This is a genomic window from Halovivax limisalsi (genome assembly GCF_023093535.1).
GTDB lineage: Archaea > Halobacteriota > Halobacteria > Halobacteriales > Natrialbaceae > Halovivax > Halovivax limisalsi.
On sequence record NZ_CP095757.1, the window covers coordinates 3632962 to 3648690 of the forward strand.

General features: G+C 67.9%; 13 protein-coding genes. 4 read left to right on the forward strand and 9 right to left on the reverse strand.

All coding sequences use genetic code 11. The features are described 5' to 3' along the window. Positions 1-9 precede the first annotated feature (9 nt). Positions 10-1143, forward strand: a complete 1134-nt coding sequence (locus MXA07_RS16885; RefSeq protein ID WP_247729765.1) for a helix-turn-helix transcriptional regulator — start codon at positions 10-12, stop codon at positions 1141-1143. A gap of 168 nt (positions 1144-1311) precedes the next feature. Here MXA07_RS16885 and MXA07_RS16890 read toward each other — a convergent pair whose 3' ends face one another. After that, complete coding sequence (locus tag MXA07_RS16890) at positions 1312-2307, reverse strand: radical SAM protein (RefSeq protein ID WP_247729766.1); 996 nt, start codon at positions 2305-2307, stop codon at positions 1312-1314. Positions 2308-2546: 239 nt separating this feature from the next. On the opposite strand from MXA07_RS16890, the gene MXA07_RS16895 reads away from it, so the two are divergent. The 3 genes from MXA07_RS16895 to MXA07_RS16905 all read left to right on the forward strand — a co-directional run bounded on the left by MXA07_RS16895 (position 2547) and on the right by MXA07_RS16905 (position 7150). Next, positions 2547-4307: a PAS domain-containing protein gene (locus MXA07_RS16895; protein WP_247729767.1), complete on the forward strand. Its 1761-nt coding sequence runs from the start codon at positions 2547-2549 to the stop codon at positions 4305-4307. A gap of 105 nt (positions 4308-4412) precedes the next feature. Then, entirely contained in the window at positions 4413-5519 is a 1107-nt protein-coding gene (locus MXA07_RS16900) for a DUF373 family protein (RefSeq protein WP_247729768.1), read from the forward strand. Positions 5520-5815: 296 nt separating this feature from the next. Then, positions 5816-7150 (forward strand): hemolysin family protein, encoded by a 1335-nt coding sequence (locus tag MXA07_RS16905; RefSeq protein WP_247729769.1) that lies wholly within the window; start codon positions 5816-5818, stop codon positions 7148-7150. 47 nt (positions 7151-7197) lie between these two features. Here MXA07_RS16905 and MXA07_RS16910 read toward each other — a convergent pair whose 3' ends face one another. From MXA07_RS16910 to MXA07_RS16945, 8 genes are all read right to left on the reverse strand, one after another. After that, the gene (locus MXA07_RS16910) at positions 7198-7488 is read right to left on the reverse strand and encodes a DUF8036 family membrane protein (protein ID WP_247729770.1); all 291 of its coding nucleotides are present in this window, start codon (positions 7486-7488) and stop codon (positions 7198-7200) included. A 1-nt stretch (position 7489) separates the two neighbouring features. Next, positions 7490-7765 carry a winged helix-turn-helix domain-containing protein gene (locus MXA07_RS16915; protein ID WP_247729771.1) on the reverse strand — a complete coding sequence of 92 codons (276 nt, stop codon included), beginning with the start codon at positions 7763-7765 and terminating at the stop codon, positions 7490-7492. Positions 7766-7822: 57 nt separating this feature from the next. Then, positions 7823-9289 carry a molybdopterin-dependent oxidoreductase gene (locus MXA07_RS16920; protein WP_247729772.1) on the reverse strand — a complete coding sequence of 489 codons (1467 nt, stop codon included), beginning with the start codon at positions 9287-9289 and terminating at the stop codon, positions 7823-7825. Then, complete coding sequence (locus MXA07_RS16925) at positions 9289-9681, reverse strand: hypothetical protein (RefSeq protein WP_247729773.1); 393 nt, start codon at positions 9679-9681, stop codon at positions 9289-9291. Before MXA07_RS16925 ends, MXA07_RS16920 begins: the two co-directional genes overlap by 1 nt. 112 nt (positions 9682-9793) lie before the next feature. Next, a complete protein-coding gene (locus MXA07_RS16930; RefSeq protein ID WP_247729774.1) occupies positions 9794-10636 on the reverse strand; it encodes a polyprenyl synthetase family protein in 843 nt (280 codons plus the stop codon). A 116-nt stretch (positions 10637-10752) separates the two neighbouring features. Next, positions 10753-13074 (reverse strand): methyl-accepting chemotaxis protein, encoded by a 2322-nt coding sequence (locus MXA07_RS16935; RefSeq protein WP_247729775.1) that lies wholly within the window; start codon positions 13072-13074, stop codon positions 10753-10755. Beyond that, positions 13074-14336 carry an ABC transporter substrate-binding protein gene (locus tag MXA07_RS16940; RefSeq protein WP_247729776.1) on the reverse strand — a complete coding sequence of 421 codons (1263 nt, stop codon included), beginning with the start codon at positions 14334-14336 and terminating at the stop codon, positions 13074-13076. The genes MXA07_RS16935 and MXA07_RS16940 overlap by 1 nt, the downstream gene beginning before the upstream one ends. 414 nt (positions 14337-14750) lie before the next feature. Continuing rightward, entirely contained in the window at positions 14751-15707 is a 957-nt protein-coding gene (locus tag MXA07_RS16945; RefSeq protein WP_247729777.1) for an electron transfer flavoprotein subunit alpha/FixB family protein, read from the reverse strand. Between the last annotated feature and the right edge of the window lie 22 nt (positions 15708-15729).

Consider the following 15729-nt stretch of genomic DNA (forward strand, 5'->3'; position numbering starts at 1 on the left):
AACACATCAATGCGGGTCCAATCGGCCCTCCTGATCGCTCTCGCCGCCTCCCTCCTCTGTACCGCCGGTTTCGGTACGGTAGCCGCGGTCGACGCCCCCGGCGAGACTGGTCCCCAGGACGTACGAATAGAACTGACGGCCGACGGCGACGCGACGTGGTCGATCGACCACCACTACGTACTCGAAGACGAGGACGAGATCGAACGGTTCGAGGCGTTCGTCGAGTCGGTCCAAACCGGCCAGCGAGAGATCGCGGACTATCGCGGGACGTTCGAGGACGCCCGCGTCCACGCCGAGGCCGGGACGGATCGAGAGATGCCGATCGAGGACGGGTCGTGGGAGGATCCGCGCGTTCGACCGATCGAGGCCGTCGACGCGATCGACGCCGAATCGGCGGGCTATCCGGAGAACGCGACGGTCGGCACGCTGACGTACTCGTTCACCTGGCGAAACTTCGCCGAGACGGACGACGGCTATCTGAACCTCCAGGGCGCGTTCCTCGACGCGGACGGCGAGCCGTGGTACGCCACCGTGGCCGAAAACCAGCGGCTTCTGATCCGCGCCCCGCCGGATCACGACTTCGTGACGGCCCCGCAGGGCATCGAGAACGATACGCTCACCTGGAACGGGTATCAAGAACTCGACGCCGAGTCCTTCGACATCTCCCTCATCGAACGTCCCGCGGGCTTGAGTCTGCCGTGGCTGACCCTGCTGGGCGGCATCATTCTCCTCGCGGCCGTCGCAGCCGGGCTCTGGTACTGGCTGTCCCGCGAGGATCGGTCGAACCCGCTGGAATCGGTGTTCGACGACGGAGCGATCGCCGAGTCGAACGGGGGCGAGTCGACCGGGACGAACCCGAGTTCCGAACCGGTCGGACGCGAACCCGAGTCGAGCGAGCCGGCCGCCGCCGCAACCGACGTCGATCCCGAGTTACTCAGCGACGAGGAGCGCGTCACGCACATGCTCGAACAGAACGGCGGTCGGATGAAGCAGGCGGCGATCGTCAAAGAGACCGGCTGGTCGAACGCGAAGGTTTCGCAACTCCTCTCGCAGATGGACGAGGACGGCGAGATCGAGAAACTCCGCATCGGCCGCGAGAACCTCATCACGCTCCCCGAAGTCGACCCGACGCAGGTGGAGTGACGAGCCGGCCACCAGCGGCGTCGAACGTACCCCGCGCCAGCGGCGTTCGCTCGACCGCCTGCTACGTGCACCGTTCTCGTCCGGTTCGCTAACGCTCACCCTCCTCGAAAAATCTCGGCCAAAAACGCCGCTCGCTCCCTTCGGTCGCTCCCGGTGTAGCAACTTTGCTCACGCCAGCGGCGTCCGCTCGACGACCTGGCCGTCGTAGGTTGGATACTGCTCGACGATCTCGCCATCGTCGAGGTCGCCCTCGTCGATCATCTCCTCGAGGAGCCACCAGGCGACCTCGACGTGATCGGATTTGACCGTGTAGAACTCCGAGGGGACGCCGAGCGCCTCAAAGCGATCGGGGCTGGCGCGCGTCTTGCCGTAGACGAGCGTGCCGTCGTCGGTGACGTCGTCGAACTCGCGGCGGATCTGGCGGGCCATCCGTTTGAGTCGGCGGCGGTGCTGGGCGGCGTCCTTGAAGACGGACGTACAGAAGTACACCTTCGGGTGGTCGCCCATCTCCGCGAGGATCGCCTCGCGGTCGGTCTCGACCGCGCTCATGTGGTCCTCCTTGAGTTCGAAGCCCTCCTCCTGCATGCGTCGATAGTTCCCGTCGGACATCTCGAACTCGTTGACGTTACAGAAGTCGGCGGCGCCCTCGTCCAGAAAGTCCAGAAACTCCGGTTCCGGCCGGATGCCGGGGATCTCGAACGCGGGCGTCAGTCCCTCCTCGCGAGCGACGTAGAGGATGTCCTCCCACTCGGTGCCGTGGAGGTCGCCCCACCGTTCGAGCGGCGGGTGAAAGCGGATCTCGTCCAGGCCGGCCTCGGAAAGGCGGCGCATGTTCTCGCGACCGCCGGTGATCCCCGTGTAGAGGTGGGTGTGGTGGTCCTCGCCGAACTCGTCTTTCAACAGCGAGAGGTAGCGACAGGTTCGATCGAGGGCTTCCTGCGGTTCGCCGCCCGTGATCGAGGTGCCCAGGGCGTCCATCCGGCGGGCTTCCGCAAGAACGTCGTCGTCCGATTCGACGAGGCGTTCGTTCGCGTAGACGTCGGTGACGTTCTTGCGATTCTCGCCGAGCGGGCAGTAAAAGCAGTCGCGCTGGTCGCAGTAGCCGTAGACGAACAGCACCATCTTCCCACCTTTCGCGCACTGCTCACAGCCCTTCGAGATCATTCGGTGAGCGTGGTTACAGCCCGACGGGCAAAAACGACACGGGTTCGGGCCGCGCTGGCGAACTGACGGGGGCGACACCGCAGGGACCGGCGCCGGTCACCGGTCGAGCGGCCTGCAAACTTATCATCCTCCCAACCGAGATACAGATACCAATGGCAGACCGGCTCCGAGTGCTGTGGATCGGGGCGCGTTCGTCTCCACTCGCTTCGACGACCGACTGCGCCGGTCGTTCCCTCGAGATGACGACTGCGCAACCGCCGGTCGAGGACACCGAAAGCGCACTTCTGGGCGTCGACTGCGTCGTCGTCGGCCCGTCAGTCGAGGACGCCGCCGAGACCATCCGGTTGCTGTCGGCCGACATCCCGGTCGCAGCCGTTCTCGACGACGGGGAAGGGCTTTCGGGGAGCGACGCTCTCGCGGCGGGTGCCGCTGCGATCCTGCGGCCGGCGGACCTGCAGGGGGACGCGACGATCGCGGCCAACCGGTTGGCGACCGCGGTGGCCGCCGAGAGCGGGCCGACGGGCGGACGAATCGATTCGGAACGGCAAACCGACGGATCGAGCGATACCCCGTTTCGACGCCCCTACCGGACGCTCGTCGAAGCGGTCGGCGATCCGATGTACGTCGTCGACGCGTCCGGGCACTTCCGGATCGCAAACGAGGCGCTGGCACAGTACACGGCGTACGAGCGAGCGGAATTGCCCGGGGTACACGCGTCGAAGATTATCGGCGAAGCGAACTTCGACCGGGCCAGCGAACTGATCAACTCGGTGGCCGACGCCGACGAGAAAGACTGGGGCCGAATCGAACTGTCGTTCGACCCGGCTGACGGGGAGTCTCGCGTCTGGGAGGCCACGATCGCACCGTTCGAGGCGGATGGCGACGTGATCGGGTCGGCCGGCGTCGTCAGAGACGTCTCCGAGCGAGTCCGGCGCATCCGCGAACTGGCGCGGTACGAGACGATCGTCGAGACGGCCCCGACGGGACTGTTCGTGGTCGGTGCGGAGGGGACGATCACCTGGGCGAACGACGAGTTCGTCGGCGCCTTCGCGGAGCCGGCGGCGGAGATAATCGGCGCCCCGTTCGGGGAGCTCGTCGAACGAGGCTACTTCGGACCCGATATAGTCACGGACTACCTGGAGTACGTCGGGACGCTGCTTTCCTCGGAGAGTTCCGACGAGATCATCTCCTCGACCGTTCGATTTCACGGGCCGGACGGCGACACCCGGCACTTCGAATCGTACAACGCCTTGCTCCCTCTCGAGGACGGCGAATTCAACGGGACGGTGCACGCGTTCCGCGACGTCACCGAACAGCGACGGTACCAGCGCGAGCTCGAGCGACAGAACGAACGCCTCGACCAGTTCGCGAGTCTGATCAGTCACGACCTTCGAAACCCGTTGAACGTCGCACAGGGCCACGCAGACGTACTCCGCGAGGCCGTCGACCACGAGTCGGTCTCGGAGATCGGGTGGGCCCTCGACCGCATGGAAGCACTGACCGCGGACCTGCTGTCGCTCGCGAGACAGGGCCAGACCGTCGGGGATCCTGAACCGGTCGATCTCGCGGCGATCGTCGGGGAGGCGTGGGACGTCGTCGATACCGACTCGGCGACGCTCGATCGCCACGTCGAGGAGACGGTTCGAGCCGACCCGCGCCGGGTCCGCGAGCTCTTTACGAACCTGTTTCGGAACGCGGTGGAGCACGCCGGCGCGGACGTCACCGTCCGTGTCGGACGGTTGCAGGACGATACGGGGACTGACGACACCCAGGCGGGACTCTACGTCGAGGACGACGGACCGGGCCTCCCCGACGAAGACGTCTTCGAAGTCGGGTACACGACCGCGTCGGACGGGACCGGATTCGGCCTTGCCATCGTCGCCGAGATCGCCGAGGCCCACGGGTGGACCGTCACGGCCGGCGAGAGTGCGTCGGGCGGGGCGCGGTTCGAATTTCGCGACGTCGACACGGCGAAGGCGGAGCCTCCGGGGCGGTACTGAAAATCGGTTCGTGGCCCGAGGGGTCGAACCGGGTCGCGACCCGATACCCGACGATCCGCGTCGGTCCCCGAAGACGGATATAGCCGGCTTCCGTACAGCCACCCGATGCTGCTGGTCCTGTGCGTCGACCTCGACGACGACCTCGGCCGCAAGACCGGCTTCGACACCCCGGTGATCGGTCGCGATCCCGTCGAAGCAGCCGCGCTGGCGCTCGCGACGGCCGATCCGGAGGATTCGGACGCGAACGTCATCTTTCAGGGCCTGCACGTGTACGAGGATCTCGCCGCCCGCGACGAGAGCGTCGAGGTGGCGATCGTGACCGGCAACGAGGAGGGATCGGTCAGCGCGAGCCGCGAGATCGGCGACGAGGTCGATACGGTCCTGGCGAGCCTCTCGACGAGCGAAGACGTCACCTCGCTGATCGTCACCGACGGGGCGCAGGACGAGTCGGTCCTGCCGGTGATCCGGGCCCGCGTCCCGATCGACGGCGTTCGCCGGGTCGTCGTCCGTCAGGCCCAGAACCTGGAGTCGATGTACTACACCATCAAGCAGGTTCTCGCGGACCCCGAGACCCGGGGGACGATCCTGATCCCGCTCGGCATCCTCCTGCTCATCTACCCGCTCGCGTTGCTGGGGATGCTGCTCGACTATCCGGGGCTGGTCCTCGGGACCATCTCGACGCTGCTCGGCCTCTACCTCATCTCGCGCGGCCTCGGCCTCGGCGCCTACCTCGACGGCGCGGCAGATCGACTCGCGCGATCGCTCTACGCCGGGCGGACGACGCTCATCGCGTACGTGGTCGCGCTCGCACTCGTGGCGATCGGCATCGTCTCCGGCCGGGACGCCGTGGCGGCGGCCGAGGCGACCGGCGGCGGACTCGACCTTCCGCTCGCGGCGAGCGCGTTCCTCTACGGATCCGTTCACTGGGTCGCCGCGGCCGGATTGACGACCAGCCTGGGCCAGATCACCGACGAGTACATCGCCGGCCGGCTGAAGTGGCGCTACCTCAACGCGCCGTTCTACGTCATCTCGATCGCGCTGGTCGTCCACGCCGTCGCCGGCTTCTTCGTCGGCGACCGCTCGCTCACCTACCTCGCGACGGCGATCACCGGCGGAACGCTGCTCGGCATCGTCAGCACGCTCACCTTCGCGGTCGCGGAGTCGCGGGCGACGACCGAATCCGGGCGCGGGGCCACCGAACTCGGCGAGTGACGCCGCCGGCTGGCCACGAGGGCCGTCGCGAACGATGACACCAGCATACCGGACCTGTTCACGAAGCGCCGCCAGAACCGCGCGCCGGTCCGAATTCGGGCGCCGCCGGACCGCCCAATGAGAACATATTAGGGGGCTGGAACCACCGTTTCGCACATGACTCGACGGGCGATCGGTTTCGGCCGCCTCGCGCCCGAGGCGAGGCGCGGCGCCGGGACCGACGGCGGGTGTGCGAGGGGCGGAGAGGCACGCAGTTCGACCGCGTCGACCGACTCGATCGGACGGAGGAGCCGGCGATGGTAGAACTCGCCCTCTCGTTCGGCCGTCTGCTCGCCGCCCTCGCGCTGGTTGCGCTCAACGGCTTCTTCGTCGCGGCGGAGTTCGCCTACGTCCGCATCCGACCGACGGTCGTCGACCGGCTCGTCGAAGAGGGACGATCCGGCTCGCGCGCCCTCCAGCGGGCCATGGGGAACCTCGACGACTACCTGGCGGTGACCCAGCTCGGAATCACGCTCGCTTCGCTGGGACTCGGATGGCTCGGCGAACCCGCCGTCGCCGCCCTCATCGAACCCCTCCTCGGGACGGTCCTCCCCGCGAGCACCGTCCACCTGCTCGCGATCGTGATCGGCTTTACGATCATCACCTTCCTGCACGTCGTCTTCGGCGAACTCGCGCCGAAGACGTTCGCGATCGCAAAGACGGAGCGGATCGCGCTCGCGGTCGCCTGGCCGATGCGCTTCTTCTACGTCGTCCTCTACCCCGGCATCGTCGTGTTCAACGGCGCCGCGAACGGCTTCACTCGCCTCTTCGGCGTGCCGCCGGCCTCCGAGAGCGAGGAGACCTACACCGAAGAGGAGTTGCGCACGCTGCTCGCCCAGTCCGGTCGGAAGGGCGATATCGACCTCGAAGCCGTCGAGATGGTCCAGCGCGTGTTCGACCTCGACGCCGTCCTCGCGCGCGAAATCATGATTCCCCAGCCCGACGTCACGGCGCTCGAGGCCGACGCGAACCTGGAGACGATGCGCGAACAGATCGTCGAGATCCAGCACACGCGCTACCCCGTGATCGATCGCGATGACGACGACCGAATCGTCGGCTTCGTCGACGCGAAGGACGTCGTGCGAGCGACCGACGCCGGCGAAACCGATGTGACGGCCGAATCGCTCGCCCGCGAACTGCCGGTGGTCCCGGAGACGAAGACGGTGCTCGACTTGCTGGCGCAGTTCCAGCAGGAAGGGCGACAGATGGCCGCGGTCGTCGACGAGTGGGGCGCCTTCGAGGGGATCGTCACCGTCGAGGACGTCGTCGAGGTGGTCGTCGGCGACATTCGCGACGAGTTCGATCACTACGAGCCGGCGATCCGAGACCGGGCCGACGGGACGTACGTCGTGGACGCGAGCCTCACCGTCGCGGAGCTCAACGATCGACTCGACACCGACCTCGTCGCCGATCGCGTCGAAACCGTGGGCGGGTTGATTCTCGACGAACTGGGCGAGGTCCCCGAGACTGGCGCAACCGTCGCCGTCGACGGCATCGCGCTGACCGTCGAGGGCGTCGACGACAACCGAATCACGTCGGTCGGCGTCGCGGACGTCGGAGACGACGAGGAACCGGCGGACGCGGACGGCTGAGTCGGGGACCGATCAGCTCCGACGATCGTCCCGCGACCGGGTCGGGGTCACTGTAGCGTCGCCCAGGTGAGAAAGCAGAGGGCGAGAAACTGCAGGCCCCGCAGGATCGCGACCGAGGTCAGTACCGCGGGGTCGTTCACGTAGAGCATCTTCATGCTGGAGAAAAAGAAGTAGATGGCCGTCGCGTTTTCGAGCAGGAGTACGACGGCGAAGACGACGAGGCCGAGGATCATCGGGGTCCGGAACGTCCGGTAATTTCGAATCCAGATGCTCGCCAGCACGAGCAGCAAGAGCGCACTCAGCGCGGCGAATCCGGTGGCGATGGTGAGCGTCGTCATCTTACTCGACGTGAGTGAGGATCTCGTCGAACTGTTCGCGATGCGCGTCGAACTGGTCGGTCAGGAAGTACATCGCACCGTAGCCGTCCTGGCCGCGCTCGATCACGTTGTGTTCTTCGAGTTTCTCCAGGTGGTACCTGACCGTGTTGTAGTCGACGTCGATCGCCTCGGCGATCCGGTTCGCGTTTCGCGGGCACTCGTCGATCGCGGTGACGATCTTCGCCCGGTTCGCCCCGCCCCTGGAGCCGACGAACAGGTACCAGAGTGCCTGTTCCATGCATGTTCCTTCGTTTAATTATCCGTATCAGGTAAAAATACTGCGGCTCGCCCGGCGTCACGGTTCGACCCTCCGCTCGACCCAGCCGGCCGGTCCGTTCGGGAAACTGTCGGTCGCTTCCGCGGGCTGGCGGTCGCCGTTCCCGTCGATCGTCCGGACCACGACCTCGTGAGTCCCCTCTGGCTCGTACCGGTACCGCCACTGCCGGGTCACGTCTTCCCCTGGCAGGGGGTCGGCGAGGTCGGCGTCCGTCCAGGTCGCGCCGCCGTCGGTCGACACCTCGACGCGGTCGACGCCGCGGGTCCCCGCGTAGGCGTGGCCGCCGACCTCGATCCGACCGTCGTCGAGCCGATCGATCGTCCAGAGCTTCGCGACGGCCGTGATCGGCGCCTCGCTGTTCCAGCCGCGCTCCTCCCAGTAGCCCTCCGAGGGGGCCTCGCGGACGACGACGTCGGTGAGCCACTTGGTGTTGAGCTTCCCCCAGGTACCGGGAGCGACGAGCCTGAGCGGGTGACCGTGTTCGCGCGGAAGGATCTCGCCGTTCATGCCGTAGACGAGGAGGCCGTCGCGAACGGCGTCCAGTTCGGTCGTCGCGACGTAGCCGTCCGCGGCGTGCAACTCGACGTACTCGCCGAACGGGCCGACCTCGTCCAGGAGCGCGTCGAGCGGGATGCCGGACCACAGCGCCGTGTCGAGCTTGTCGTCGTTCAGCCCTTCGCCGATGCAGCGCAGCGCGACGAAGCGGTCGACGCGCTCGCGCTCGCGAATCCCGTCAAACGAGAGCGTTCGCGGCCGGTCGACCGCGCCGCGGATCGAGAGTCGCCAGTCGGTTGCGTCGACGGTCGGCGGCGCGGTGGTGATGTCGACGGTGTAGAACGCGTCGATCGAGCTCACCGGCGGCGCGACCGCCGTCGACTCGATGCCCGTCTCGTCCGCGGCGGCCAGCAGGTCGGCCGTCCGACCGTCGTCGACGAACGACTCGTCGATCCGACGGGACCGGCGCGTCCGGCGACTTCCGAGGAGGAGCGAGAGGCCGGAAACCGCGGTCGTTCCGGCCATCGCGCCGACCACGGACCGTCGCGTCCCGTCGGGCGTCGACCCGCCGTCCGGGCGATCGAGCGCGCCGACCGTCACGATCGCACCGACGGCGAGCCCGCTCGCGATCGACGGCAGGACGACGCCGGTGAGCACCAGCGTCGGTCCCACGACCAGCGCGATCCCGATCCCGACGCCAGGGGCCGTGCTTCTCGATCCGCGGGCGATCACGAGCCCGATCGCCGCCGCACTCGCGTAGAGCGTTCCCGAGGCCGCGACCGCGCCGAGGAGGTGAAAGCCGTGAGAGGATTCCCCGACCGCCTCGATCATGTAATTGACGACCCGGGCGGGCGTCAAGTCGACGATCAGCGCGTCGATGGCCAGCACGACGAACCCCTCGGTCCAGCCGGCGACCGCGTAGCCGGCCGCGAGTCCGGCGACCGCCGCGGTCGTGGCGAAGAGTACCCGCACCCGGTTCGTTCGACCCATCACTCCGAGATGACGAAGTACCCGAGCGCTCCGCCGCCGCCGAGGAGCACCAGCCCGAGGCCGATCAGTTCGACGGTGCCGAGCGAACCATCCTCCGATCCACCCATCCCGTCGTCGCCGTCCATGCCATCGGCTCCGTCCATCCCGTCATCTCCATCCATCCCATCATCACCGTCCATCCCGTCGTCGCCGTCCATCCCATCATCACCGTCCATCCCGTCGCCGTCTCCGTCCATCCCATCGTCGCCGTCCATGCCGTCGTCGTCCTGGGCGAGAACCACGCCGTCGCCGGTGACGGCGCCGGCGAGCGCCGTCGCGGCGAGCGGGGCGGTGAATACGGTCAGGACGAGCAATGCAACCGTTCCGATCCGGACGTATGGTGATTGCACCATACCAGATTCGGCGAGCGAGATCCGGATAAATCATTTTCAGAATCCGACCCGAATCTCTCCGGCTTCTCTCTAGAATTATCCCGAATTTCGCGCCGGCCGCCGCCCGGCCGCGTTATCGTTCGCGCTCGACGACGAACTCGGCCAGGTCGAGCAAGTACGACCGGGCGTCGGCGTCGGCGGGCTCGACCGATTCGAGCGCGGCGACGGCGCTGTCGGCCTGCGCCCGCGCCCGCTCGTTCGCCTCGTCCGGGGAGAGGTCGGTCACCTGCAGCAGCGACGGTCGGTCGAGCGTGGCGTCGATCCCGGTCGGTTTCCCGAGCGTCGCCGGATCGGCGACCGCGTCGAGGACGTCGTCCCGAATCTGGAAGGCGACGCCGACGCGCTCCGCGTACTCGCCGAGGGCGTCGATCGTCGCCCGGTCGCCGTCGGCGGCGATCGCGCCCAGTTCCGCGGCCGCTCGAAAGAGCGCACCCGTCTTGCGTCGGGCCAGCGCAACGTACTCGGCCTCCGAGGTCGGCATCGCGGTCAGTTCGGTCGCCTCGCCCTCGCCGAGTTCGACCATCGCGCGGCTGACCGCGCGCATCGCCGCCGGCTCGTCCGAGAACAGCGCGAACGCCTCGCCGAGGAGGCCGTCACTCGTCACGATCGCGGGACCGTGACCGTGGGCCGACCAGGTGCTCTCGGCCCCGCGACGAACCGCCGACCGATCGATGATATCGTCGACCAGCAACGACGCGGTGTGGACGAGTTCGATGCCCACGCCGAAATCGAGCGCGCCCTCGGCCGTCCCGCCGACCGTCTCGCACGACAGCAGCGTCACCATCGGTCTGACGCGTTTGCCGCCCGACAGGACGGCCTCGGAGACGCTCGTCCGAAGCGCGTCCGGTTCGAGGTCCCCGCAGACGTCCTCGAGGCGCGCCTCGATGAGCCGCTGGCGGCGGTCGAGGGGTTCCATCGGCCGATCTAGCGAGTACAGGAAAAAGTAGGTGACGATACGATCGGTCGCACGGCCCCGGGGATCGACGGTCCGTGAGGAGATCCGACGCTGGTATCGGGGCGTCGATCCGCCGGCTACCGGTCGTCCTCCCAGACCGGCAGCCCCGATTCCGAGTCAGCCTCGTCCGCGGCGACGAACTCGACGAACTCGGTCTCGACGGCGGGTTCGACGTCCGTCTCGAACCCGTCGAGCGCGTCGCTCAGGCGCTCGGCCTGGACGGAGAGGCCGTCGGCCCGGTGACTCACGGCCGTCACCGCCGACGTCTGTTCTTCGGCCGCCGCGGCAACCTGCTCGGACTCGGCGGCGGTCTGGTCGGCGATCTCGGTCGCCGAGGCGGCCATCGAGACGACCTCCTCCGTCGTCGCGGCCTGCTGTTCGGTCGCCGCGGAGATCTCCTGGACGCCGTCGTTCGTCTCCGTCGCGTACGCCGCGATCTCCTCGAGCGCGCCGGCGGCGTTCTCGACCGAGTCGACGTGCTCCTCGATGCGCTCGGCGGTCCGCTCGACCTGTCCGGCGGTCTCGTCGGTGCGCTCGGTGATGCGCTCGATGCGCTCTTCGATGTCGGTCGTGGCCTCCTTCGTCTCGGCCGCGAGTTCCTTGATCTCCTCTGCGACGACGGCGAACCCGCCGTCGTCGCCGGCCTCGTCCGCTTCGCGCGAGGCCTCGATGTTGGCGTTGAGCGCGAGCATGTTCGTCTCGTGTGCGACGTCGGAGATGAACGTGACCAGGTCGTCGATCTGCTCGATTTCGGCTTCGAGCGCCTCGATCGCCTCGACGGCCGCGTCGGCGTCGGCTTGCACGTCCGCCATGCCGTCGATGGCGAGCTGGGCCGCCTCCCGGCCGTCCTGGCCCGTCTCGGCCGTCCGTTCGGCGACGTCCGCCACCTCGTTCGACGCCGCGGCGATCTCCTCGGTCGTCGTCGAGAGCGACTCCATCTCCCCGACGACGGTCTGGAGGTGTTCGTGCTGCCGATCGGCGCCGTCGGAGATCTCCTGGATCGACTCGCTCATCTGTGCGGAGGCGGTCTTGACCTCGCGGGCGCTTCCGTCGACCGACCGGCTGGCTCGGTCGACGACGTCCGCGAACGCCTGCGCGCGAGCCGTCGTCGTTTCGAGGTCGGCGACCATCCGGTTGAACGAGGTCGCGATCTGGGCCATCGCCTCGTGATCCGAATCCGGTTCGAGTCGACGGGTCAGGTCGCCGTCCGCGCAGTCGGCCATGACGTCGCCGTACTCCGCGGCGGTCGCCTCCAGATGGCGGTTGATCTCGGCCGTCTCCGCTCGCGCTTCTTCGGCCTCGCGTCGCGCCTCGGTCGCCTCCTCGATCCGTCGTTTGAGCGACGTTCGCATCGCGTCGAAGCCCTCGTAGAGCCGGCCGATCTCGTCGACGCGATCGGTCTCCAGATCGACGTCGAGATCGCCGCCCTCCATCGCCGCCGCGCGATCGCGCAACGCGGCGAGCGGCAAGACGGTCTGGCGCCCGAGGACCACGCCCATCACGCCGAGCGCGAGCAGGCTCACGAGCACCGTCAGGACGAAACTATCACCGACCGAATTCGCGACGCCGTAGGCCGCCTCCGTTGGCACCGTCGTCACCGCGACCCAGGGCGTGTCCGCGATAGGAACGTACGCGTAGACGTCCTCGTCGGTCTCGTGGATCGTCGGGCGCCCGCCCATCGCCGCAGCGAGCGATTCGTCGTCGATCGCCGCGGCGTCGACGGATCGGTTGTCACCGGCCAGGACCGGCGTTCCGTCGGCGTCGAAGACGGTGGTGGTCGCGTCTGTCGACGGTTGTTCGAGTTCCTGCAAGCGGTACTCGAGCGCGCCGATGACGACGGCGATCCGATCGTCGCGGTCGCGGACTGGGCTGGCGAAGGCCATGACCTGGTCGTCCAGCACGTCCGCGCGATACGACTGCGGCGAGTGCCAGACGTCGTCGTCGAGCGTGAACGAGTCGACGAAGCCGAGGTCGGCCCAGGGTTCGTCGACGGCCGAGAGCGCCTGGCCGCGGCGGTCGGCGTCGGTGCTCGTGACGATCTCGCCGCTGTCGGTGTCGACGTAGTGGATGGCTCTGACCGCGACCGACATGCGCGCCTGCGATTCGACGAGCTGGGCCTGGACGGCCTGCGTCTCGCCCTCGACCAGCGGCTGGGCCGCCGATATCGAGCGCGTCTGGACGCCCATCGTCTCGACCCAGTCGCCGATCGTCCCGGCCTGCATCTCGGCGGTCCGCTCGAGCTGGTCGGTCGCATCCGTCCTGACCGTCTCGTTCACCTGTCCGTAACTCGCGGCCCCGACGAGGCCGATGACGAGCACGACGGCGAGGATCGAGACGACGAACTTCGCCAGGTAGCGCCGGCGAACGAACGACGGGACGAAGCGGGCGAGACCGGACATCAGAGGCTCACCCGGTCGAGCCGCTCGATCGAATCGCCGTCGAACGTCCAGTGGGCGAACGTCCCGGCCGCGACGTCGCCGTTGTCGTCGAAGACGACGTCGCTCGACGCCCCGACGTACGTGATCGGTTCACCGGCCGCGGCCAGCGCCATCCCGTCCGCGAGTGAGTCGGGGGCGATCCGCTCGCCTGGTTCGCTCGTCACCTCCCGGATCGCCGCCCGGATCGCCTCGCCGTCGTTGCGCCCGGCGTAGGCGTTCGCCAGCAGGAGGACGGCCGTCGCGTCGTAGGCCGCGGCGTTGAACGAGGTGCTGTCGGCCGAGATATCGTACCGGTCCTCGAGCGCCTCCGCGAAGGCTGTCGCCCCGGGACCGCCGGAGAGCGGCGCCGTCCCGGTGACGTGATCGAGCGAGTGGTCGACGTCGGCGGGGAGGCCCTCGTCCTGCAACCCGTCCGTGACCAGCACGTCCGTCTCCGGGAGGCTCTCGTGGAGATCCTCGAACAACCGGGCACCGTCGTCGGCGTACCCGATCACGACCACGACGTCGGGCTCGCTCTCCGCGATCGACGAACGGTCGCCGACGTACGCGAATTCGTCCGGGCTCGGTGCGTCGTAAGGCAATCGAGCGGACACTGTGCCGCCGTGTTCGGTCCGGAACGACCGGCTGAACGCGCGGGTGAGCTGGTAGCCGTAATCGTTGTTCACGTAGATAACGGCCGCATCCTCGTGACCAGCGTCGGCGGCGAGCCGCGCCAGCACGCGCGCCTGCAACGCGTCCGAGACCACGGTCCGGAACACGAGATCGACGTCGTTCAGCACGCTGAGCGTCGGACTCGTACTCGCCGGCGAACAGCACACCGTTCGATAGGGGATCAGCACCTGCTGGGTCGCCTGGAGCGTGACGTCGGAAATCAGCGCGCCGTTGACCGCCGGATACCCGGACCGGACCAGCTTGAGTGCGCCTTCGACGCCCGTTCGCGGGTCCGACTCCGTATCCTCCATCCGAACGTCGAAGTGAAATCCCGTGTTCGCGGCTTCGAGCTGTTCGACGGGGAGCCTCGCGGCTTTCTCGACGTCCGTCCCGATCGGACCAACCTGGCCGCTCACCCCGAGCAGGAGCCCCAGTTTGATCGTGCGATCCGTCGGATCGGGCTCGGCGCTGGTCCCGATTCCCGGAACCGTATCGAGACAGCCCGCACCGAGTCCCGCCGTTCCGGCCCCGAGTGCTCCCAAGAAGCGTCGTCTGGACCGACGAGAGGTCATGGGTACCCTAGTCGAGCGCGAGAGTATAATATCATCGATTCAATCGATAAATAAATAGTCAAAGATATATATTATTGTGGAGGTGACAGGCGTGGGAGGTCCAGACAGTCTGCGATCGTTCGTCGAGTACGCCGCTCGCTGGCCTGTTCGGCAGCCAGTCCGCGCGTAACGGTCCCCGTTCGTCGAGGGTCCGGCCGGTCGCCGCGCCGGTTGCAGGGCCACGGTCGGCTCACGGTAGCCACTCGGGCCCCGGGATCAGCGACAAAGACGGTTCCCGCACGTACGGTGTCGGCATCCGGAATTCGTCGATCAGCGCGGGGACGACGCGGGACCACCGTTTCTGGTCGGTGAACCCCGTTCACCCTCCTCGAACCATCCGGGCCAAAAAGGCCGCTCCCGTCGGTCGCGGTCCTGTTACTCGAACTCCTCGATCAGCGCGGGGACGACGTCGAAGAGGTCGTCGTGGATCGCGTAATCCGCGATGTCCATGATCGGCGCGTTCGGGTCCGTGTTGATCGCGACGATCGTCTCCGAGCCCTTCATCCCGGCGACGTGCTGGACCGCCCCGGAGATGCCGATCGCGATGTAGACCTCCGGCGTGACAACTTTACCGGATTGGCCGACCTGCCGGTTGGCCGGCAGCCAGCCGTTGTCGACGATCGGCCGCGACGACGACAGCGTCGCGCCGGTCGCCTCGACCAGCTCGCGGATGAGGTCGAGGTTTTCCTCCTCTTCGATCCCGCGGCCGATCGAAACCAGCAGGTCCGCCTCGGTGATGTCGACATCGCCGCCGGCGACCTCCTCGAAGCCGGTCACGGTCGAACCGATCGCGGCCTCGTCGATCTCGGCGTCGAACGCCTCGATCGCGGCGTCGCCGGTGCCGTCGGCTGCCGGCCACTCGCCCTCGCGGATCGTCGCCAGCGCCGAGCCCGCGTCGAGTTCGGTCGTCGTCTCGACCTTCCCGCCGTACATCTCGCGCGTCGCGACCAGCGACTCGCCCTCGACGGCCAGATCGATCACGTCGGTGACGATCGGCACGTCGAGCCGGGCCGCGGCCGCCGGCGCGTAGTCGAGACCGTTGACGCTGTTTGGCACCAGCACGTACTGCGGTGCCAGCTCGTCGTAGAGCTGTTCGAGAACCTGGACGGAGACGTCGTGGTTGAACTCCTCGCCGTCTGCAACCGTGTGGACGACGTCGACGCCCTCGCGGTCGAGTTTCTCGCCGAACGAGTCGACGTCGCCGCCGATCACCGCGAGGTGGACCTCGCCGCCGGTCGCGTCGGCCAGGTCCCGCCCCGCCGTCGCGAGTTCGTAGCTCACGTCGCGCAACTCGCCGCGGCGGTGGTCCGCGATCGCAAGGACGTCGCTCATGCGACCACCTCCAGAGCGAAGC